This is a genomic window from Alkalicoccobacillus plakortidis (assembly GCF_023703085.1).
In the GTDB taxonomy this organism is placed as follows: domain Bacteria; phylum Bacillota; class Bacilli; order Bacillales; family Bacillaceae_D; genus Alkalicoccobacillus; species Alkalicoccobacillus plakortidis.
In genome coordinates this window covers 156453-176322 of the sequence record NZ_JAMQJY010000003.1, presented here as the reverse complement: position 1 = coordinate 176322, position 19870 = coordinate 156453, and the positions used below count along the sequence as shown (strand labels likewise).

General features: G+C 40.7%; 16 protein-coding genes and 2 pseudogenes. 12 read left to right on the top strand and 6 right to left on the bottom strand.

Features of this window, described 5'->3' with window-relative positions; translation table 11 throughout:
* Positions 1-13 precede the first annotated feature (13 nt).
* Positions 14-1558, bottom strand: a complete 1545-nt coding sequence (locus tag NDM98_RS18290; protein WP_251610711.1) for an AbgT family transporter — start codon at positions 1556-1558, stop codon at positions 14-16.
* Between the two features lie 34 nt (positions 1559-1592).
* Positions 1593-3035, bottom strand: coding sequence for a M20 family metallopeptidase (locus NDM98_RS18285; RefSeq protein ID WP_251610709.1), 1443 nt, complete (start codon positions 3033-3035; stop codon positions 1593-1595).
* Positions 3036-3230: 195 nt separating this feature from the next.
* Here NDM98_RS18285 and NDM98_RS18280 point away from each other — a divergent pair, with 195 nt between their 5' ends.
* From NDM98_RS18280 to NDM98_RS24280, 3 genes are read left to right on the top strand one after another with little or no spacing between them, the layout of a single operon-like run.
* Positions 3231-4493, top strand: a complete 1263-nt coding sequence (locus NDM98_RS18280) for a helix-turn-helix domain-containing protein (protein WP_251610708.1) — start codon at positions 3231-3233, stop codon at positions 4491-4493.
* A gap of 19 nt (positions 4494-4512) precedes the next feature.
* Entirely contained in the window at positions 4513-5508 is a 996-nt protein-coding gene (locus NDM98_RS18275; RefSeq protein ID WP_307728891.1) for an NAD(P)/FAD-dependent oxidoreductase, read from the top strand.
* Complete coding sequence (locus NDM98_RS24280) at positions 5457-5630, top strand: hypothetical protein (RefSeq protein ID WP_307728890.1); 174 nt, start codon at positions 5457-5459, stop codon at positions 5628-5630. The genes NDM98_RS18275 and NDM98_RS24280 overlap by 52 nt, the downstream gene beginning before the upstream one ends.
* 18 nt (positions 5631-5648) lie before the next feature.
* On the opposite strand, the gene NDM98_RS18270 is transcribed toward NDM98_RS24280, so the two are convergent.
* Positions 5649-6269 (bottom strand): TetR/AcrR family transcriptional regulator, encoded by a 621-nt coding sequence (locus NDM98_RS18270; protein ID WP_251610706.1) that lies wholly within the window; start codon positions 6267-6269, stop codon positions 5649-5651.
* Positions 6270-6405: 136 nt separating this feature from the next.
* On the opposite strand from NDM98_RS18270, the gene NDM98_RS18265 reads away from it, so the two are divergent.
* Complete coding sequence (locus NDM98_RS18265; protein ID WP_251610705.1) at positions 6406-6822, top strand: DUF4188 domain-containing protein; 417 nt, start codon at positions 6406-6408, stop codon at positions 6820-6822.
* Between the two features lie 238 nt (positions 6823-7060).
* Here the strand turns inward: NDM98_RS18265 and NDM98_RS18260 are convergent.
* Together NDM98_RS18260 and NDM98_RS18255 are read right to left on the bottom strand one after the other, a co-directional pair.
* A protein-coding gene (locus NDM98_RS18260) for an IS3 family transposase (RefSeq protein WP_373370418.1) occupies positions 7061-8187 on the bottom strand; the annotation gives its coding sequence in 2 pieces (ribosomal slippage) (positions 7061-7905 and positions 7905-8187; 1128 coding nt in all).
* 560 nt (positions 8188-8747) lie between these two features.
* Positions 8748-9860, bottom strand: a complete 1113-nt coding sequence (locus NDM98_RS18255; RefSeq protein WP_251610704.1) for an NADH-dependent flavin oxidoreductase — start codon at positions 9858-9860, stop codon at positions 8748-8750.
* A 236-nt stretch (positions 9861-10096) separates the two neighbouring features.
* Here NDM98_RS18255 and NDM98_RS18250 point away from each other — a divergent pair, with 236 nt between their 5' ends.
* From NDM98_RS18250 to uxaC, 6 genes and pseudogenes are all read left to right on the top strand, one after another.
* Positions 10097-10903, top strand: a complete 807-nt coding sequence (locus NDM98_RS18250) for an ABC transporter ATP-binding protein (protein WP_251610703.1) — start codon at positions 10097-10099, stop codon at positions 10901-10903.
* A pseudogene (locus NDM98_RS18245) lies at positions 10875-11686 on the top strand (ABC transporter permease). Before NDM98_RS18250 ends, NDM98_RS18245 begins: the two are co-directional and overlap by 29 nt.
* 17 nt (positions 11687-11703) lie before the next feature.
* Complete coding sequence (locus NDM98_RS18240) at positions 11704-11982, top strand: ABC transporter substrate-binding protein (protein WP_251610702.1); 279 nt, start codon at positions 11704-11706, stop codon at positions 11980-11982.
* Positions 11951-12709 (top strand): ABC transporter substrate-binding protein, encoded by a 759-nt coding sequence (locus NDM98_RS18235; protein WP_251610701.1) that lies wholly within the window; start codon positions 11951-11953, stop codon positions 12707-12709. Before NDM98_RS18240 ends, NDM98_RS18235 begins: the two co-directional genes overlap by 32 nt.
* Positions 12710-13311: 602 nt before the next feature.
* Positions 13312-14052 carry a DeoR/GlpR family DNA-binding transcription regulator gene (locus NDM98_RS18230; protein ID WP_251610700.1) on the top strand — a complete coding sequence of 247 codons (741 nt, stop codon included), beginning with the start codon at positions 13312-13314 and terminating at the stop codon, positions 14050-14052.
* A 139-nt stretch (positions 14053-14191) separates the two neighbouring features.
* The gene (gene uxaC, locus NDM98_RS18225; protein ID WP_251610699.1) at positions 14192-15610 is read left to right on the top strand and encodes a glucuronate isomerase; all 1419 of its coding nucleotides are present in this window, start codon (positions 14192-14194) and stop codon (positions 15608-15610) included.
* A gap of 47 nt (positions 15611-15657) precedes the next feature.
* Here the strand turns inward: uxaC and pelA are convergent, their stop codons facing one another.
* Entirely contained in the window at positions 15658-16668 is a 1011-nt protein-coding gene (gene pelA, locus NDM98_RS18220; protein ID WP_251610697.1) for a pectate lyase, read from the bottom strand.
* Between the two features lie 207 nt (positions 16669-16875).
* Here pelA and NDM98_RS18215 point away from each other — a divergent pair.
* Positions 16876-18365, top strand: a pseudogene (locus NDM98_RS18215) (UxaA family hydrolase).
* A 17-nt stretch (positions 18366-18382) separates the two neighbouring features.
* Complete coding sequence (locus NDM98_RS18210; protein ID WP_251610688.1) at positions 18383-19849, top strand: tagaturonate reductase; 1467 nt, start codon at positions 18383-18385, stop codon at positions 19847-19849.
* Positions 19850-19870: the final 21 nt, after the last annotated feature.

The window sequence follows — 19870 nt, the reverse complement described above, 5'->3', positions numbered from 1 at the left end:
CTTTCATTTTTAATTATTGATCTAAGTAAACACCTGTTCCTGGTCCAATTGGAATACCAATTAGATTCCACGCTAGGAACATAACAATCCAGATTACAAGAATAATCAATGTATATGGAAGCATCAATGAAATGATAGACCCAAACCCAAAGCGAGAATCATATCGTTTCATAAAACCTAACACCATAATGACATATGGATTAACTGGTGAGATATTATTTGTAGTTGAGTCACCAATACGATAGGCAAGTTGTGCGAAAGCAGGATCATAGTCGAGAAGCATGAATAATGGGACAAAGACGGGAGCCATCAACGCCCATTGTGCTGATCCACTAGAAATAACCAGATTAACAATTGTTACTAATAAGATAAAAGAAACGACAAAACCCATACCAGTAAAATTCGCATTTTGTAACAATGAAGAACTAGATATAGCAGTAATCGTACTTAAATTAGTCCAGTTAAAATAACTAATAAATTGTGCCGCTGCAAAGATTAAGACAATGTATCCTGACATGTCCTTCATTGCTTCAGCCATTAAGGTAGGAACATCAGCACTTTTCTTAATTGTACCGGCTGTTTTACCATATACAACTGCAACAAGGATAAACATGATTAGTATAATCGGAATGATGTTAGAAATAAATGGTGAAGGAATAATGGTTCCTTCATCGCTTCTTAAGAAACCATTTACAGGAACGATAAGTGCTGCAAGTATTACGATATAGAGTCCACCTGCAATCACTGCATTACGAAGTCCTTTGATTTCTTGACTAGTCGGGTTACTGATTTTTTCATTGATGAGTCCTTGATCCGCATACTTCGGATCAAATTTCCCTAGTCGTGGTTCTACTATTTTATCCGTAATAAACGCACCTACAAAAACTAACATAACGACGGATGCACACATAAAGAACCAGTTATCAACCGGTGTAACGGTATAATCAGGAATGATGATTCTAGCAGCCTCCGTTGTGATGCCTGAAAGCAGCGCATCAGTCCCAGCAATTAAAAAATTAGCTGTAAACCCAATCCCAACACCAGCAAAAGCGGCAGCCATACCTGCTAATGGGTGACGACCAATTGCGTAATAAACCATGCCTGCTAAGGGTGGGATAATAATCATAGCGGCATCAGAAGCGATATTACCTAATACACCTGTGAAAATAATCGCGTAGGTAATCAGTCCTTTTGGCGCACGAATGATCGTTGATTTCATAAACGTTTCAAAAAATCCAACTTTCTGAGCGAGTCCAATACCGAACATCATGACAATGACAAGTCCAAAAGGAGCAAACCCTGTAAAGTTATCAAGCATGGAGGATAGCATGTAAAGAACGCCTTCTTTTGATAATAACGATTTAGCTACAATCTCTTCACTTGTTGTTGGATGAGTAACTGTTACATCAAACAAGTTAACAATAAAAGAAACAATCATTAGGAAAATAGCTAAGTAGATAAAGAGAATAAAAGGATGTGGAAGTTTATTTCCAACTTTCTCAACGACATTTAAAAAACGGTTGAATAATCCTTTTTTCTCCATTTGCGCAGTTGACATAATACTAACCTCCGTTAATTCAAAAGTAATAAACTTATTTTACGAGTGAGGGTGTTACACCCTTTGGTATTGGACAAACATATGGTGTTTTATCAAGTTTAGAATGAAGCTCTTTTTTAGCTTGATCAACAAGTTCTGGTGATTCAAATAGTCTAATGGCTGTATCTGCCATGACTAATGAAGCTTGTCTCATTCCTTTAAATGCGGCTGTGCTAACTCCTTGTGTAACCATTTGCCACGTATGAAATGGAGTGCCCACAGTAAAACAAGTGGTGAAGCATTGTACAGTTGGAGCGATCCAACTCACATCCCCTACATCAGTGGACCCGATATTCTTCCCTTTTTTTGATGTAGTTGGTATAACATCCTCTAGCAAGTCTTTTTCTTCTAAAGAATGGATCAGTTGCTTCTGATTATCTGGTAGCATTTCTTTAATATCGTTAAAGAAGCCTGTTCGTTCTTCTTCTGTGATCGATTTTTGAATGGCTTTTGCAAAAGACTGTTCTTCATCGGTATAGATGGCTAATGGAACGGTTTGAAAAGCAGCAGCCATCTGTTCCTCTAGCACATGATTACGAATGAAATTACTGCAGCCTTTTTCAAAGTGAATCTCAAAAGTTGTTTCAGTCATCAATGCGGCGCCCTTTGCAATCTTCTCTACTCGTTTGAACAAGGCATCAACTTGACTAATTTCTGGTGCGCGCACTAGATACAGAACTTCAGCTTCAGGTTGAACTACATTAGGAGAAAGACCACCGGAATTAACAATTGAATAATGGACCCGTGCTTCATCAATCATATGCTCTCTTAAATAATTCACTCCAACATTCATTAATTCCACGGCATCTAATGCGCTTCTTCCAAGGTGAGGACTTGCAGCGGCATGAGAAGCCTTTCCTTTAAAACGAAAGGAAACCTGATAATTAGCTAGTGATTCAACAGCCCAAATGCCATTATAGCTACCAGGGTGCCAAGTAATGGCTGTATCAATATCATCGAAAACACCTTCACGCGCCATAAATGCTTTCCCAGATCCACCTTCTTCACCTGGACAGCCATAAAAACGAACAGTCCCAGAGAGTTGATGTTTATCTAGGTAATGACGAACAGTGACAGCGGCAGCAAGTGCCCCGGTACCAAGAAGGTGATGACCACATCCGTGGCCGCTCTCGCCGGCTTGAATAGGCTCTTGATGGGGGATTTCTGGCTTTTGACTTAGCTGCGATAAAGCATCGAACTCACCTAAAAAGGAAATGACCGGTGAACCAGATCCGTAAGAGGCAGTGAACGCAGTTGAAAGACCAGCCACATTATATGTAAGCTTAAATCCTTCCTGTTCAAGTATTTCGCTCAATAATTTTGAAGATTTCGTTTCTTCAAAACGTAGCTCAGCAAGATTCCAAATTTTCTTAGCAGTATCTTCAAAAAGAGGTTGTTTAGCATCGATAATGGAGCGAATGGTTTCGAAGTCAGACATGATTTATTCTCCTCGTCATTTTTATTTTTGGACATATTAAAGACGTTTCGATGTTTTACCCATCATATGAGAATATTCTATCAATTACAACCTTTTTGTTAACTAATCTCTCATAAGAGAATGTTCTTTTGCCTTTAATTATCAGCCTATGATATAAATGTATAAATGACGAGAATGAAGAGAGGAGGAGATAGGTTGCATCGAATCGGAGTACTCACAGCATTTCACTCGCAAGCCTATATAGAAAAAGCAGTCAGTGAAATAGAAAATATTGAGTTTATCTTTCTTCCTTATGAACGTCCATCACAAATTAGTGAGTTATATCAAAAGTATGAATATAAGGTAGATGGCTTTCTACTTAGTGGTATCTATACACAATCGGTCTTATCACAAGAGCTTCAACATGTGAGTGTACCTAGTGTCTATTTAGATGTGAGTGAAGGAGATTTTTATCAGGAGTTATTTAATATTGCTAGAACAAATGGACTTAACGTAAGTCGAACGATTATAGACTTCTTAACTATCGAAAATAATTACATGGGTCTAAAGCAAATCCTCACAAAAGATGAGAGACCATATACATACAGTAATGAATTTACCGACTATCTACACGAGGATGTTTATGAGAGACTGATTGAATTTCATGTTTCCTTATGGGAAAAAGGGTTAGTTGATCTTTCAATTACTAGAATGAGTAATGTTGTAGATGAACTAAAAAGTAGAGGAATTCACACGCTATTTCTGTTTCCTTCAGAGGCATCAATCCAGGATAGTATTCGAACACTGATTCATCAGATTCAAGAACTGAAGCTACTAAATAATCAAACAGTTGTAGGACATCTATCTGGTAAACAAGATCAAACGAATCAAATTCGGATTGAATATATTAAGCAATTTGAACAAAAATATGGATACTCCTTTTTAATACATAACAAATATCCTGAACTTGAGATTATTACAACTTATGGAGAGTTGAAGCAAATGACGAGTGATTTCACGAGTTGCTCACTTTCTATATTTCTCTCAGAACAGCTTCAAGAACAAATGCATGTTGGCTGGGGCACAGGGAAGTCATTGTTACAAGCAAGATTACATGCAGAGACGGCGAGTAGGCAGGAGCAAGGATCATATGTATTGACTGAATCGGATTTAATAGGTCCAATGCAAGGAATGCCAACTACGGTTAATCGGGATTTTCCTGCGGGTGATCAACTAATGAATATGAGCGAACAATCAGGTTTAACGATCCTACAATTGCAGAAGATCCAAGCTGCTCTAAAAAGAGTAGGATCGGATGTCATCTCTTCAGAAGAACTCGCTTTCTACTTGGGCGTAACGATCCGTAGTGCAAACCGTATCTTAAAAAAATTAGAAGAAGCGAATTTAGCAGAAGTTTCCCTAAAAAGACAGGAACGCTTAAGAGGTAGACCAAAGAAAATATATAAGATAAAAGTCTAATTTAAAAAGGGTGAGGGGCATGACAACCATTGTAGTAGGGGCTGGGATTTTTGGTGCTAGTGTAGCTTACTCACTAGCTTTATCAGGAGAAGATGTATGTGTTGTTGATCAGCAGCATGAAGGTCAAGCTACAGCAGCCGGTGCTGGGATTGTGTGCCCGTGGTTCACAGAGCGGGGGGAGAGTTGGTATACTCTTGCTTCTGCCGGCGCGAAATATTATCAAGATTTACTAGAACAGTTACGGCAAGATGGTGAAGAAGAGACTGGTTACAAAATAGTAGGGGCGATGGCAATTAGTGAAGACCCTGAAAAGCTTGACCGGATCGAACAAATGGCAAGGCTACGACAAGAGGAAGCACCAGAAGCAGGAGACATAACTAGACTTACACAAAAGCAGGCAAACATGCTATATCCACCACTAGATTCAAGGTACGAAGCTGTTCATATTAGTGGTGCGGCGAGGCTAGATGGAAGATTACTGCGAAATTCTCTGCAAAAAGCAGCAGAAAAGCATGGCGTACAATTTTTAAACGCAAGAGCAGAACTAGTTGTGGAACAAGAAGTGGTTAAAGGGGTTTTAGTTGATAATCAATTGCTTCCCGCTGATCACGTTGTTCTAACTAGTGGCGCATGGATAAATGAAATACTAGAAACGATCGGCGTGCGCATCCCAGTGGAACCACAAAAAGGACAAATTGCACACCTTGAACTTCCGGGAGTAGACACATCAAAGTGGCCAGTTATCCTTCCAAAAACGGGTCACTACCAATTATCTTTTGATGATTCACGTGTTGTAGTTGGGGCAACCCGCGAAACAGGATCTGGCTTTGATTACAGAGTAACTGCAGAAGGCTTAAAAGAAGTCTTAGACGAGGCATTATACGTAGCTCCTGGATTAGCAAATAGTACTCTAAAGGAGACTCGAATTGGCTTTAGACCAAGCTTGGCCCTGATGTCACTCCGTTGTTTGGTCGAATTCCCACAGTTAAAGGATTGGTCGTTGCAACTGGATTAGGTGCCTCTGGCTTAACCATGGGACCCTATGTCGGGAAACTGACCGCCGACATTGTATTAAAGAAAGATATGGATGTTGATGTAGAAGCATATTCACCGCTGAGATACCAGAAGGATGAGTAGAAAAAAGAGTCTCGCAAATTAATATTGCGAGGTTCTTTTTTGTGATGACTTTGGGGAGAGAACGTGCAGCATGTAGGAATAAAATTGCTCCTTTACATTCAAGGCGCGCTCCTTCGATAACATTAGAGTTACTCTTAATCCGTAAGAATAGGCAAGAAATGATGAGGCAGTTGCTTTCGGATCAATAGAGGTTTCAATGACTCCACCTTCTTGGCCAGCTTGTATCCAGCTACTCGCTTGCTTTTCGCTAAATTGATAGAATTCGTCTAACACCTTTTCTACTGCTGGGTTGTCATTTTTACCAAGTAGATAAATGAAAATAGGATTAGATACATCCTCTTTGTTAAGGAAAAAAGTTAAACCTTCAGTAATTGCTTTGAGTGGCTCTGAAAGATCTGTACACTTACTATTTAAGATCTCCCAAAATGAATCATTGGTCTCAGCGATATTCTTCTGCAACATCAGGCCAAATAATTCATCTTTACTTTTAACATAATGATAGATGGCGCCTTTTGAAACCTCAGCTTTTTCCATGATCATTTTTAGTGTAGTGTGAGCACATCCGTGTTCTTTAATCAACATCTCAGTTTGGCTTAAGATATGCTTCAGATTAGCAGTGTAGGGATAGGTTAGTGGCATAGAATAAAATCCTTTCAGAATGATTGACAAACCGACAGTCGGTATCGTAACCTAAAACAGACCAATGGTTTGTTTTAGGTTAAACTCCAACGATATAAAAGTCAAATACCACCATCTTACTTGAAGGGAGAACTACATGAATATTAATAAAGGACGTATCACGCCTAAAACCGATCAGCCACTAGCTGTCTTTATTATTGGTGTGAAAATTAATAAGCTATGGGCTGTACATAAATGGTTTAAAAGCTTTATGTCGATGAGGCCGATGGTTGCTGAATTGTATCAAAATAAAGCGGAGTTAGGCTTTTACCACACTGATTATTTTCTAACATGGCGGGGCATCACACTAGTTCAATATTGGGATTCGCATGAATCAATCATGTCCTATTCAAGAGGCGCCAAACACTTGAAGGCATGGAAGCATTTTAATAAAAGTGTTGCAGCCGATCATAGTCTAGGTATTTATCATGAAGCCTATACAGTTGCAGCTCATCAATATCATTCTGTTTTTGTAAATATGCCTGAAGTAGGACTATTAAAAGCTCAAAAATAAGATGATGAGGGTTTATCAAGAGGAACTAGCTCCATATCAAGGTCAAGCATATTGGATTAAAAGGCAAAGGCTTGATAACCCGAAAGGTAATGAATTTAGCAAGAACATGCCCTCCTTAGCAAGAGAGAAAGGTGTGTTAGCAAGAGCGAGCTCACTTCATCAAGAGAGAAGGGTGTGTTAGCAAGAGCGAGCTCTCCTTCATCAAGAGAGAAGGATGTGTTGGTATGTCAACACTAAACTAGACAAATTCCTTAAGGTGCGTGACTTTGTATTCTTCCGGTGTTAAATAGTTAAGAGATCCATGAATACGAACATGGTTAAACCAATGGACGAAATCAAATAAAGCGAGATCAAGTTCTTGTTGGCTAGAGAAGATCTGACCTGAGACAAACTCCGTCTTAACTGCTTTAAATGTTGCTTCTGCGACAGCGTTATCGTAGGGCGTTCCTTTATGGCTTAATGATCTCTCAATACTAAACGTCGAAAGAGCTTCCTCGATGAGGTGGTTCTTAAATTCTCCACCTCGGTCTGTATGAAACATTCCAAGTTTATGAAGGTTGTAAGGAATCGAGGCGAAGGCGCGTTGAACCAGAGCTGCGTCCTTATTCGGTCCAGCACTATAGCCAATAATTTCTCGATTATATAAATCAATGATGATGCAAATATAATGCCACTTGTCCTTCACGCGTACATAAGTCAGGTCACTCACGACGACTTTGAGCACTTGTTCTTGTTTAAACTGTCGATCTAACACATTCTCAATACTGGCTTCGTTAGACGGACTCCGAGTCGGTTTATATTGGGCAACGGTATATTTCGAAACGAGCCCTTTTTCTTTCATGATTCGTCCAATACGTCGTCGAGAGACTTGCCAGCCTCTTCTCTCAAGCATTTTTTTAATTTTGCGCTGACCAAAAGACTGTCTACTCTGATGAAAAATCTCGGTAATCAAGGCCCTAAGGGCCTCTTCTTCCTTTTTGCACGGTTGTTTGGCCTCATAATAAAACGTGCTTCTTGGAAGCTTAAGAACAGCGCACATATCAGTGACAGAGTATTTATGCCGGTTCTGTTGAATTACTCGGATTTTCGCCCCATAATCAGCGCTGCTTGCTTTAAAATATCATTTTCCATAGCCAGTTTCTGATTTTCTTTGCGTAACTTTAGTAGTTCTTCTTGTTCAGGACTCCGATTGTCCTTTTCTTCAAAAGAACCACTATTGCGAAACTGACTCACCCACCGATCAAAGGTAGATGGATTTAACTCATATTCTCTAATAATCTCAGTACGAGGCTTCCCTGCCTCATATAGTTGAACAAGTTGCTTTTTAAATGGTGATGAAAAGATTCGACGATTTCTTTTAGTCATAAGACATTCTCCTCTTATGGGTTTGACCCCAGTTTAGTAGACCTTAGAGAATCTGTCTAATTAAGTGTAACCGGTCCATGTTAGCAAGAGCGAGCCTCCTTCATCAAGAGAGAAGGATGTGTTAGCAAGAGCAGAGCCTCTGCATCAAGAGAGAAGCGTGTGTTAGCAAGAGCGAGCTCTCCGCATCAAGAGAGAAGGATGTGTTAGCAAGAGCGAGCTCACTTCATCAAGAGAGAAGGATGTGTTAGCAAGAGCGAGCTCTCCTTAGCAAGAGAGAAGGATATGTTAGCAAGAGCAGAGCCCCCGCACCAAGAGAGAAGCGTTAACTAGCAAGAGCGAGCTCTCCGCACCAAGAGAGAAACGTTAACTAGCAAGAGCGAACCCTCCGCACCAAGAGAGGAGCGTTAACTAGCAAGAGCGAACCCTCCGCACCAAGAGAGAAGCACAAATTAGCAAGAGTACCCCTGCCTCACCAAGAGCTAATCCAGTTTAACAAGACATCCACGAAAAAAAGGAGAGACAGACAGTTAAATTTGTCTGTTTCTCCTCTGCACTTCGTTCTATTCTTCAAATGGTACCCAACCACCGGCATTCATGATGACATTCCATAAGGGATCAGGTAAAACGTATTTCTCTTTCTCGCTGACTTTGATAACTGTTTGTATATGAGCTTCCTCGCCATTTTTAACTAAATTAACCCAGTTTGGTTCGATTAGTAATCCTCTTCCTAACGCGACAAAGTCCATTCCTTCTTCGAGTACTGACACTGCTTCTTCTGGTGTGTGAACGGAGCCTACGCCAACCAATGGAATTAATTTGCCAACACGCTCATGAAGTAGACTTAATCGACTTCTTGTTTCATCGGCACCTCTACGTGCTTTAGAATGAGCTTCCATCAGAGAGACGTGAAGGTAATCGAGCTGACTCTCCGCTAATGCGTCTACTAAAACAAATGTATCCTCCATCGTTAGTCCTGGAGTTTCTGGTTCTTCAGGTGAAAAGCGATAGCCAACCAGGAAGTTTTTTGGAGCTTTTTCAGCAACTACTTTTTTTACAGCGTCAACGATTGCCAAAGGAAATGCTAATCGATCAGTTGCTGTTTCTCCACCCCACGCGTCTGTTCTCTTGTTGGTATGTGGAGAGAAGAATTGTTGAATGAGATAGCCGTTTGCTCCGTGGATTTCCACGCCATCAAATCCAGCTTCGATCGCTCTTGCAGTCGCTTCCCCAAATCCAGTAATAACCTCTTTAACTTCTTCGTCTGTTAGAGCACGTGCACCTCTCTCAGGTAGATCACTTGCACTAAGAACATCTCCATTTGGAACTAATTCAGGTGGACATTCCACACCACCATGATGAATCTGAATAACGGCTTTTGAACCTTTTTCATGAATGGCTTCTGCTAACTGTTTTAAGCCAGGTATATGAGCATCATCGTTAATTCCTGGTTGACCAGGGAAAGCTTTTCCGTTAGCTGTTACGTTTGCACAAGCGGTAATAACGACACCTGGGCCTTCAGATCGAGCTGATATATATGGTAATTCTTGCTCAGAGATTGTTCCATCCCCATTAGAGCTATAATGCGTCATTGGTGCAACCATAATCCGGTTATCTACTTCTAATCCACTTCTAAAAGTAAATGGTTTAAAAAGCGATGTATAAGCAGAGTTCATTTTCAGTGTCCTTCTTTCAATTTATAAATTAAGTAACTTTGATCAGTTTAGTTATATATTCACTCATCCGCAATTATTCTGCTCACATAGTTAGTAAATATGACAAAGTACATGCTTATTTTTAAATAAAGTCTTCATTTATCGAGGGTATTTGCATAGGATAAAACACCTGAAAAAGAGACTACGCTTATGATTAAACGATACAAGCATTCGTTTCTCAGGAGGAGGTGAGCTACATGAAACTTGAGATTAAAGAGGTAGGGAAATCGTTTCAAAAGGATGGGAAAATAACTGAGGTACTTAAACCAACAAGTATTGAAATAGATAAAGGAACGTTTGTCAGCGTGGTAGGGCCAAGTGGATGTGGAAAGTCAACGCTTTTTAATATCATCGTTGGACTAACAAGACCATCATCAGGAGATGTGTTAGTTGATGGCGTTAGTATATTGAATCGAAATGGGCAGGTCGGATATATGTTGCAAAAAGACCTACTTTTACCTTGGAGAACGATCATTCAAAACATCATCCTTGGACTTGAGATCAAAGGAATAACAAAAAAAGTAGCGATTGCACAAGCGATGCCCTTATTAGAACGATACGGGTTAAAGGGATTTGAGAACCATTTCCCAAATGAGCTCTCGGGAGGCATGAGGCAGCGTGCTGCTCTATTGCGTACATTTTTATTTGATGCTGACATCATGCTCTTAGATGAACCTTTTGCAGCACTAGATGCTCAGACTAAAGGGCAAATGCAATCCTGGTTATTAAGGATGTGGGCGGACGTTGAGAAAACTATTATGTTTGTAACCCATGATATTGATGAAGCCTTATTCTTGTCTGATACGGTTTATGTTCTTTCCGCAAGACCAGGGTCAATAAAGGCTGTTCTATCAGTCGATCTTGAGCGTCCTCGTTCACGAGACGTATTACTAACAAATGAATTTCTTGATATGAAACGCACTCTCTATAATTTACTCGCTCAAGAGGAAAAGGAGGAGGTTGGAGGTGAAGGCGATGAACCTGAAGAAAACGGAGGAAGGTGATGATCAAGAAGGAACAAGCAAACGATTTTCTATCTATACCATTTTAGGACGTTGTTTGGTTGGAATCCTTTTAATCCTGGTTGGGAAGTGGGTGTGCGTTTTGGTTTTGTAGACCAATACTATTGGAGCTCTCCAACAACCATTGTTGAAAAGGGATGGTTCCAGCTCACACAAAGTACACTCATTCAAGATCTACTCTTCACGTCTGGTGCAACCATTTACGGCTTTGTACTCGGAACTGTGATTGGTGCAATGATCGGGCTCTCCTTTTGGTGGTCAAAGCTCTATGCAGCAATTAGTGAGCCTTATTTAGTTGCATTTAATGCCATTCCCAAATTGGCTCTTGCGCCAGTATTAGTTATTTTAATTGGAATCGGCTTCTCCTCAAAGGTAGTTCTAGCTTTTAGTATGACGGTCATTGTGACCGCGCTAGCTGCATACAGCGGAGTGAAACAGATTGATCCCGACATGGAAAAGCTACTCTACACGCTTGGTGCTAAAAGGTACCATGTCTTTCTTAAAGTGGTGATTCCGTCGTCGTTACCGTGGATTATTAGTAGCCTGCGCATCAATATTGCATTGGCATTAGCAGGTACAATTGTTGGTGAATTTATTGCCTCACGTGAAGGAATTGGCCGTATGATTTTATACGCAGGACAAATTTTAGATATAGACCTTGTTTGGGTAGGTGTAACTGTTTTATCTTTTCTGGCGCTGTTTATGTATTGGTTTGTGGGATTGATTGAACGTTGGTTACTAAAAAAAATCGGGCAACAAACATAAGGAGGCAGAGAAACTCAATGCGAACACAAACGTGGAAGGTGAAAGTAGGCATGGTGATAGCCATTATTTGTGGCTTGATTGTAGCTGGGTGTAGTGGTGGTAATGAGGAAGAAATGAAGAAAGTATCGATTGCCGAACCGGCTCATCTAACGGGGTATCTGCCTCTATATATTGCGATACATGAAGGCTATTTTGAAGAAGAGGGACTAGAAGTAGAAATGGTGACTGCTGCAGGTGGCGCACATGTTACAACACTAGTCAGTGGTGAGGTATGGGGAAATATCGCTTGGTCCTGACTCAAATGAACTTGCAAATGATGGAAGCAGTGATCCGATTGTAGCGGTAGCAAATGTCGTGAACCGAGCGAATGTGTATCTAATGGCCGAAAAAGGAGAGCAGCCAGTAGATGATAGCGATGAGGCTCTTGCTGAATTTATAAAAGAAAAAAACATTGCGGCGAGCCGTTATGGAGGAAGCCCAAACCTACTGACAAGATCATTGTTTATCGACCTTGGAATTGACTTAGAAGAAGATGTCATCCTAGAAGAACCAACCGATGTTACGGCCGTTCTTGCATTAGTAGAACAAGGCAAATCACAAATAGCAAACGGAGCAGAACCTACAATTACAGAAGGAATCAATAAGGGTGTGTGGGAAGAACCATTTTTCGGATTCCCGTCACTTGGAGATTACCCATACTCAGTCATCAGTGTAAAACAATCTACTATTGAAGAAGAGCCAGAATTAGTTGAAGGATTTGTGCAAGCCGTCCTTCGTGGACTTGAAACCGTTTATGAGGATCCCGAATTAGCAGAAGAAGTACTACGCACGGAATTCCCAACATTGAGCGACGAGCAAATAGAAGCAACTCAGAATAGAGCATACGCAGATGAACACTGGAGCAAGGATGGAATCATTACAGAAGAAGCATTAGCAAAAACTATGGATGTCTTAAAGAAAACAGGCATCCATGACAAACCATACTCTTATGAAAAAATGGTTGATATGCAATTTGTTGAATGAGAGTAACTAAGAAGTTTAAAAAAATTACGCGAAATGGACGTTCCGAGGAGCGAACTGTTTCGTTTTTTTATTTTGGGAGTACTTTTGGGGGAGGGGCTTCTTGGTAAAGGAGCCTCGCGCTTGGTGAGCGAGCCGAAGCGATTGGTAAAGGAGCCTCGCGCTTGGTGAGAGCGCCAAAGCTCTTAGTAAAGGAGCCGCGCGCTTAGTGAGTGCGCCGAAGCTCTTGCTAAAGGAGTCCCGCGCTTGGTGACCACCCCAAAGTTCTTATTAAAGGAGCCCCGAGCTTGGTGAGCGCGCCAAAGCTCTTAGTAAAGGAGTCCTGCGCTTGGTGACTACGCCGAAGCGCTTGTTAAAGGAGCCTCGAGCTTGGTGAGCGCGCCAAAGCTCTTAGTAAAGGAGCCCCCCGAGCTTGGTGAGCGAGCTGAAGCTCTTACTAAAGAAGCCCCGCGCTTGATACCAGCGCCGAAGCTCCTACTGAAGATTCTTCGCACTTGCCTCCTACTTTAGCTAAGTACACAATTTCGCAGCTTCATCATAAATCACTGTTTACTAATGTTCGTTTTTGTTTGATAATGAAGGGAGAACGTAAGTAAAGGGGATACATGATGTTACCATTAGAACGCCATGAAAAGTTATTGGCCTATTTAAACAAACATAAAGCGCTAAAGGTATCTGTTGTAAGTGAGTTGCTAAAGGTAACTGAGAAAACGATTCGCCTTGATTTAGAAGAGCTCGAAAAGCGGAACTTATTACAACGTGTCCATGGCGGGGCGGTGTTACGTAAGGATACAAGACGACTGTTTCCTGAGAAGGAACGACAATCTAGTCATCAGAATAAAAAATCAGATATTGCTTTAGAAGCATTAAAGATGATTACTCCAAACGAAGTGATTTTATTGGATGGGGGTAGTACAACGTATGCGTTAGCTGAATTATTAGGTGAGTTTCCGGTCACGGTCATCACGAATGATATTGAGATTGCGCACAATTTGTATGCGAAAGAGAATGTTCAATTAACGATGCTTGGAGGCTCTCAGCTTGGGGCAACGACCTCGTTGTTTGGTAAACAAACAATAGAGGCATTATCTCACCTATATGTGAATCGGTTATTTCTTGGAACAGCAGGAGTCTCAATTACTCAAGGTTTGTCTGTCTTAAATAGTTTTCACTATGACTGGAAAAGCACAGTTATTAAGCGGGCGAAATACGTGACGCTGCTTGCTGACTCTACAAAATTTGAACAAGTTGGTTTAATGAAATTTGCAGAGCTTAATGAGCTTGATGAGGTGATTACTGATTCTGAGCTTGGATCAAAGTATATACAAACAATTCTCCAGTCTTAATTGTCGCATTATTTTAGCTTAAATAAGAGCATTGTGATGTAAGCGCAAACATGGTATGATCAAACTAATTCGAACGCATTCGAACATTTATAGTCTTTAATACTTTGAAAGCGTTCATATATCAAAGGAGAGATAGCACATGATCACTACTGGTAAAGCGTTTATTCATGATGATTTCCTTTTAACAAACGAACCTGCAAAAAGACTGTATCACGAATATGCAAAGGATCAACCTATTCTAGATTATCATTGTCATGTTTCACCTCATGAAATTGCTGGAGATCGTAGATATAACAATATTGCTGAAGTGTGGTTGCATGGAGACCATTATAAGTGGAGAGGTATGCGTGCATTAGGCATTGATGAGTCTTATATTACTGGGGAAAAAAGTGATAAGGATAAATTTCTTAAGTGGGCATCAGCCGTGCCTCATACGATTGGTAATCCTCTATACCACTGGACTCATCTCGAACTAAAGCGATACTTTGGTGTAGATGAATTATTAAATGAACAATCTGCAGAACGAATTTGGACTCAAGCAAATGAACGCCTGCAGGATGCTGATATGAGTACGAGAGGTATTATTAATCAATCAAATGTAAATGTCATTTGTACGACGGATGATCCAATTGATTCATTGGAATCTCATAAGAAACTAGCTGCTGAAAATGGAGATTTTAAAACAAACGTATACCCTGCGTTTCGTCCTGACAAGGTGCTTGCGGTGAAAACAGATACGTTTATTGGCTATGTAGAAAAGCTTGCAGCGGCAAGTGATTTAGATATCCGCACGTATAGCGATTTATTAAAAGCTCTAGAAAAACGAGCTGATGTTTTTCATGAGGCTGGTTGTCGTTTATCTGATCATGGAATTGAGACGATTCCATTTAAAGAAGTAACTCAAGCTGAAGCGGAGGCTGTATTTGAAAAGGCCCTTAATGGCAGCTCTATTACACCAGAAGAAGAGCTTTCCTATCAAGCGTATACGATGCAATTTCTAGGACGTCTCTACCATAAGTTAGATTGGACAATGCAGCTTCATTTAGGAGCGGCAAGAAACAACAATACAAGAATGTTTAATCAACTTGGGGCAGATACAGGTTTTGATTCAATGGGAGACGCTCCTATGGCTCAATCGTTAAATGGATTTTTGAATGAGCTTGAACGGACAGACGAACTGCCTAAATCAATTATTTACACAGTAAACCCTATTTATAATGAAGTGATCGCTTCGGCCATTGGAAACTTTCAATCTAGTGGAGCCCGAGGTAAGATCCAGTTTGGATCAGGTTGGTGGTTTAATGATCAAAAAGACGGCATGATCAAACAGTTGAAGGATCTTTCAAACATTGGACTTTTAAGTACGTTTGTTGGAATGCTGACTGACTCGCGAAGCTTCCTATCTTATACAAGACATGAATATTTCCGTCGGGTTTTATGTGATCTTGTAGGTAGCTGGATAGCAGCAGGTGAAGCGCCTGATGATTACGAGTGGATTGGTGCGATGATTGAAAATATATGCTACAACAACGCAGAGCGTTACTTCGAGTTTGCCTAAATGAAAAATGGGTCTGCCACTCTAGCAGCGACAGACCTTTTTTCACTTCATTCATTTAAGACGCGTGCTGGCCATTGACCAGCCCAAGCATATCCATATCTTCGCTCCTGCTCAACTTCCATGATGTCATAGCGAACAATACCGTCACGGCCAGAGAAGATAGGACGATTTGTGCCTATCTCATAGAATCTAGCCCACGTGTCTGTGCCTGTTTCATCAAAGAAATGGGGCTCTGTTCGTCTTTCGTATTTAGTATCAGTGAGCTTGGCTTCTTCAAACCAATTGAGTGCGTGATTAATTGAAGCTGTGACTTCTGGTGTAGGATTCGGGCGTGCTTGCAGCCATTCGACAATACTGACTGATTCATCACCTGAGATAGATATATGTTCATACGCCCGACCTGGCATAGGCTCGTACGTATTCGGATCATGTTGCTGGCACCAAGCAGTTGGTGTTCCGTTCGCCACAATTTGTGATTGAAGGATGTAGTCGAGTCCACCATCAATGGCACCTTCCAGTTCAGATTGAAGGGTACTGTTTAGGAAATCGTCATTAAAGGGAGCTTCTTGATTTAAAACCTGTTCAAATAGTTCGAGCACGTTGATCATAGCACGGTCATTAAAGGTCACATAATTTGAATACCAAACAGAGCTAGAAGGATCAGATCCACGCTCAGGATAGACTTGGCTAATTCCTCCGCTTTCATATTGGAGTTTAAAGAGAAAGTCAATTCCATCATAAGCACTATCTAAAAAACGTTGATCGTCTGTTAGTTGATATGCTTCTGCAACTACCAATATTTCAGATACGGTTGCGTCATTATCAACGGTCCCAAGTTCTTGACCATTTGATTCCCAAACTGATCGTGATTCACTGCCATTCCAATCACGAGTGTAGATCTCGGGCTTATCTTTTGTCCAACCGCCATGTTCCATTTGCCATGTAATCAAATGTTCGGCTTGAGTAACGACGTCGTTAGCCTTCACCTGTGATGGGTAAAACAGACCGGCAATAATAAAGAAAACGAGTAGTGGGGAAAAGGGTAGTACCTTCTTCATACAATCACTCCTTTTAATTAATTGTTTGCTTGGAAGTCTTGTCTACTTTACAGCCCTCCTTCTGATCATGCTATAATATAGACATTTAGAAAGCGCTTTCATAAATTGATTTTACCTTTATGATTGTTCATAAAACAATAGAAAACCATGTATTAAGAGTCCAGATGTACTTGGGAAAAATTTGAGATTAATGAGAGGGGTAGCATAATGGATCATATCATTGTTCATAATCAGGATCATGTTGTAGTTGTGCTTCGCGATTATCAAGCTGGTGAAATTTTGCAGCTTGAGGGACAAACATTGAAACTTCTAGAGGATGTAAAGCGCGGTCACAAGGTTGCACTTCAAGATCTTACGGCTTGGGACCCAGTTCACAAGTATGGTTTCCCTATTGGCTATGCCACTACAACGATTAAAAAAGGTGCTTGGATTCATACTCATAATATTAAGACGACACTTGAAGGAACGTTGGATTACACATTCCAGCCAAATGAAGTGGCAGTAAGCAGCAGCGAGCAGGCAAGTCCAAAAACGTTCCAAGGATATGTTCGAAAAAATGGAGATGTTGGAATTCGGAATGAGATCTGGATTGTGAATACGGTGGGCTGTATTAACAAAACAGCAGAGGTATTGGCTCGTCAAGCTGATAGCATGGGTTTTGAGGGCGTTGATGCCGTATCTCACTTTCCACATCCATTTGGCTGTTCTCAGCTTGGAGACGACCTTCAAGCCACACAGAAAATATTAAGTAATCTAGTTGCTCACCCAAATGCTGCAGGAGTATTGGTATTAGGCCTTGGCTGTGAGAATAATTATATTGACGCCTTTAAAGGTGTAATTGGGGAATATGATCCTGATCGGGTGAAGTTTTTAAGTGTCCAACAAGTTGAGGATGAACTAGAGGTGGACTAGAGCTCCTTGAAGAACTTGCTACTTATGCAGGGAGTTTTAAAAGAGAGCCTGTTCCAGTATCAAAACTAAAAGTAGGCTTAAAATGTGGGGGGTCTGATGGACTATCCGGAATTACGGCTAACCCACTTGTAGGTGTATTCTCAGACAAACTCATCGCACATGGAGGTTCTACTGTACTAACAGAGGTTCCAGAAATGTTTGGTGCAGAAACCATTCTTATGGAACGAGCAGCAGACGAACATGTATTTACTGGAATTGTGGATATGGTAAATGGATTCAAAGATTATTTTATTCGACATGATCAAGTAGTGTATGAGAATCCATCGCCAGGAAACAAAGAAGGTGGTATTACAACACTTGAAGAGAAGTCATTAGGCTGTGTACAAAAAGGCGGATTTGCTCCAGTTGTTGATGTGCTTCCGTACGGGGGAAGGTTAAAGAAAAACGGGTTAAGCCTACTACAAGGACCTGGAAATGATTTGGTGTCAGTAACGGCCTTGGCTGCATCTGGAGCCCATATTGTCCTATTCACAACAGGTCGCGGCACTCCATTTGGTGGACCGGTTCCTACTGTGAAAATGTCTACCAATACACCACTTTTTGAAAGAAAGAAAAATTGGATCGATTTTAATGCTGGTGAATTGGTCCAAGATAAAAAAATGGAAGACCTGTCGGAAGAACTATTGGAGTATGTGCTGAACTTAGCTTCCGGTGATGTTCGCACACACAATGAGCGACATGGTTTTAAGGAAATTGCCTTATTTAAAGATGGCGTTATTTTATAAAAGAGAGGTTGATCGTTATGGAGTGGAAGAGTCTTTCAAAAGAGCATGCAAACCAATCGAATCATGATGTGAAAGAAACTATAGTTCAAGTAGGAGAAGGGAACTTCCTTCGTGGATTTGTTGATTGGATGATCCATCAATTAAATGTTAAAGGACTTTATGATGGAAAAGTAGTGGCAATCCAGCCTACTCCTCATGGGAAGGTTGTACCAAAGCTTAACGCTCAAGATGGATTATACACATCCGTACTAAGAGGCGTCGAAAATGGTGAAACAGTTAATCGTGCTGAATTAATTGAATCCATCTCAAGAGGCATTGATCCCTACAATCTTTGGTCAGACGTTCTTGAGCTTGCTAGATCCCCTCATATTGAATTTATGTTTTCAAATACAACAGAAGCTGGACTAACCTATCATCAAGAGACTTTTGACGAGAATACCTCTCCATTATCTTTCCCTGGAAAGGTTGTTGCTTTTCTATATGAACGATACAAAACGTTTGATGGCGATTCGTCAAAAGGAATAACACTGATTCCATGTGAACTTGTAGAAGGAAATGGTGATCTTCTAAAAGAGATTGTACTCAAATTAATTCATGATTGGCAGCTACCACAAGCATTTAAAGAGTGGGTTGAGACCGATAATCTCTTCTGCAATACATTGGTAGATCGAATTGTGACTGGATTCCCTAGAGGGGAAGAAGATTCCTTTAGAGAACGACTTGGTTACGAGGATATCCTTTTGACAATAGGTGAGCCGTATCACTTATTTGTTATTGATGCTCCAGAAGAAGTAGCGGAACGACTTCCTTTTCATAAAGCTGGTTTAAATGTGAAGTGGGGAGATGCTACACCGTATCGTGAGCTGAAGGTGCGATTATTAAATGGTGCACACACGATGATGTTTGCAGCGTGTTACTTAGCAGGCGTAGATACAGTGTATCAAGCCATGACAAATGAGAGATTGTCTGCGTTTGTGAAGGACGGACTATTTAATGAAATCCTACCAACCGTACAAGCAGATGATGAAGAAAAAGAACAGTTTGCCGTATCTGTATTAGAGCGGTTTAGCAATCCGTTCTTAGAGCATCAGCTAACGGATATCGGCATGAATCCATTATATAAGTTTAAGACAAGAGTAGTTCCTAGTTTATTAGCCTATGTAGAAAAGAATGCGACATTGCCTAATAAGCTAGCCTTAAGTCTAGCTGCACTCCTTGCCTACACTAAACCAGTGGACAAAGAAGGTGCTTTCCTTGCTGGAGATCGCAATGGTACTCGTTACATCATTCGTGATAACGAGCAAACATTAGCTTTTCTTGAGACTGTGTGGGAAGAGTATGAAGCAGGAGATGCGACACTCGAGCAAACGGTGCATAAGCTTTTAGTAAATACAGAGATTTGGGGAACGGATCTGACTCAAATGAAAGGTCTTACGGAGAAGGTAACAGCTGACTTAGAGCAAGGTATACATGAGCTTGTTTAATCTTTTAAAAGAAACATCCAG

What these genes read in the sequence shown, in the direction of transcription:
- NDM98_RS18275 (WP_307728891.1), top strand. Translation starts at nt 4,513, where the DNA reads ATGACAACCATTGTAGTAGGGGCTGGGATTTTTGGTGCTAGTGTAGCT.
- NDM98_RS18285 (WP_251610709.1), bottom strand. Translation starts at nt 3,035, where the DNA reads ATGTCTGACTTCGAAACCATTCGCTCCATTATCGATGCTAAACAACCT.
- pelA (WP_251610697.1), bottom strand. Translation starts at nt 16,668, where the DNA reads ATGAAGAAGGTACTACCCTTTTCCCCACTACTCGTTTTCTTTATTATT.
- NDM98_RS18250 (WP_251610703.1), top strand. Translation starts at nt 10,097, where the DNA reads ATGAAACTTGAGATTAAAGAGGTAGGGAAATCGTTTCAAAAGGATGGG.
- NDM98_RS18290 (WP_251610711.1), bottom strand. Translation starts at nt 1,558, where the DNA reads ATGTCAACTGCGCAAATGGAGAAAAAAGGATTATTCAACCGTTTTTTA.
- NDM98_RS18210 (WP_251610688.1), top strand. Translation starts at nt 18,383, where the DNA reads ATGGAGTGGAAGAGTCTTTCAAAAGAGCATGCAAACCAATCGAATCAT.
- NDM98_RS18270 (WP_251610706.1), bottom strand. Translation starts at nt 6,269, where the DNA reads ATGCCACTAACCTATCCCTACACTGCTAATCTGAAGCATATCTTAAGC.
- NDM98_RS18255 (WP_251610704.1), bottom strand. Translation starts at nt 9,860, where the DNA reads ATGAACTCTGCTTATACATCGCTTTTTAAACCATTTACTTTTAGAAGT.
- uxaC (WP_251610699.1), top strand. Translation starts at nt 14,192, where the DNA reads ATGATCACTACTGGTAAAGCGTTTATTCATGATGATTTCCTTTTAACA.
- NDM98_RS18265 (WP_251610705.1), top strand. Translation starts at nt 6,406, where the DNA reads ATGAATATTAATAAAGGACGTATCACGCCTAAAACCGATCAGCCACTA.
- NDM98_RS18240 (WP_251610702.1), top strand. Translation starts at nt 11,704, where the DNA reads ATGCGAACACAAACGTGGAAGGTGAAAGTAGGCATGGTGATAGCCATT.
- NDM98_RS18230 (WP_251610700.1), top strand. Translation starts at nt 13,312, where the DNA reads ATGATGTTACCATTAGAACGCCATGAAAAGTTATTGGCCTATTTAAAC.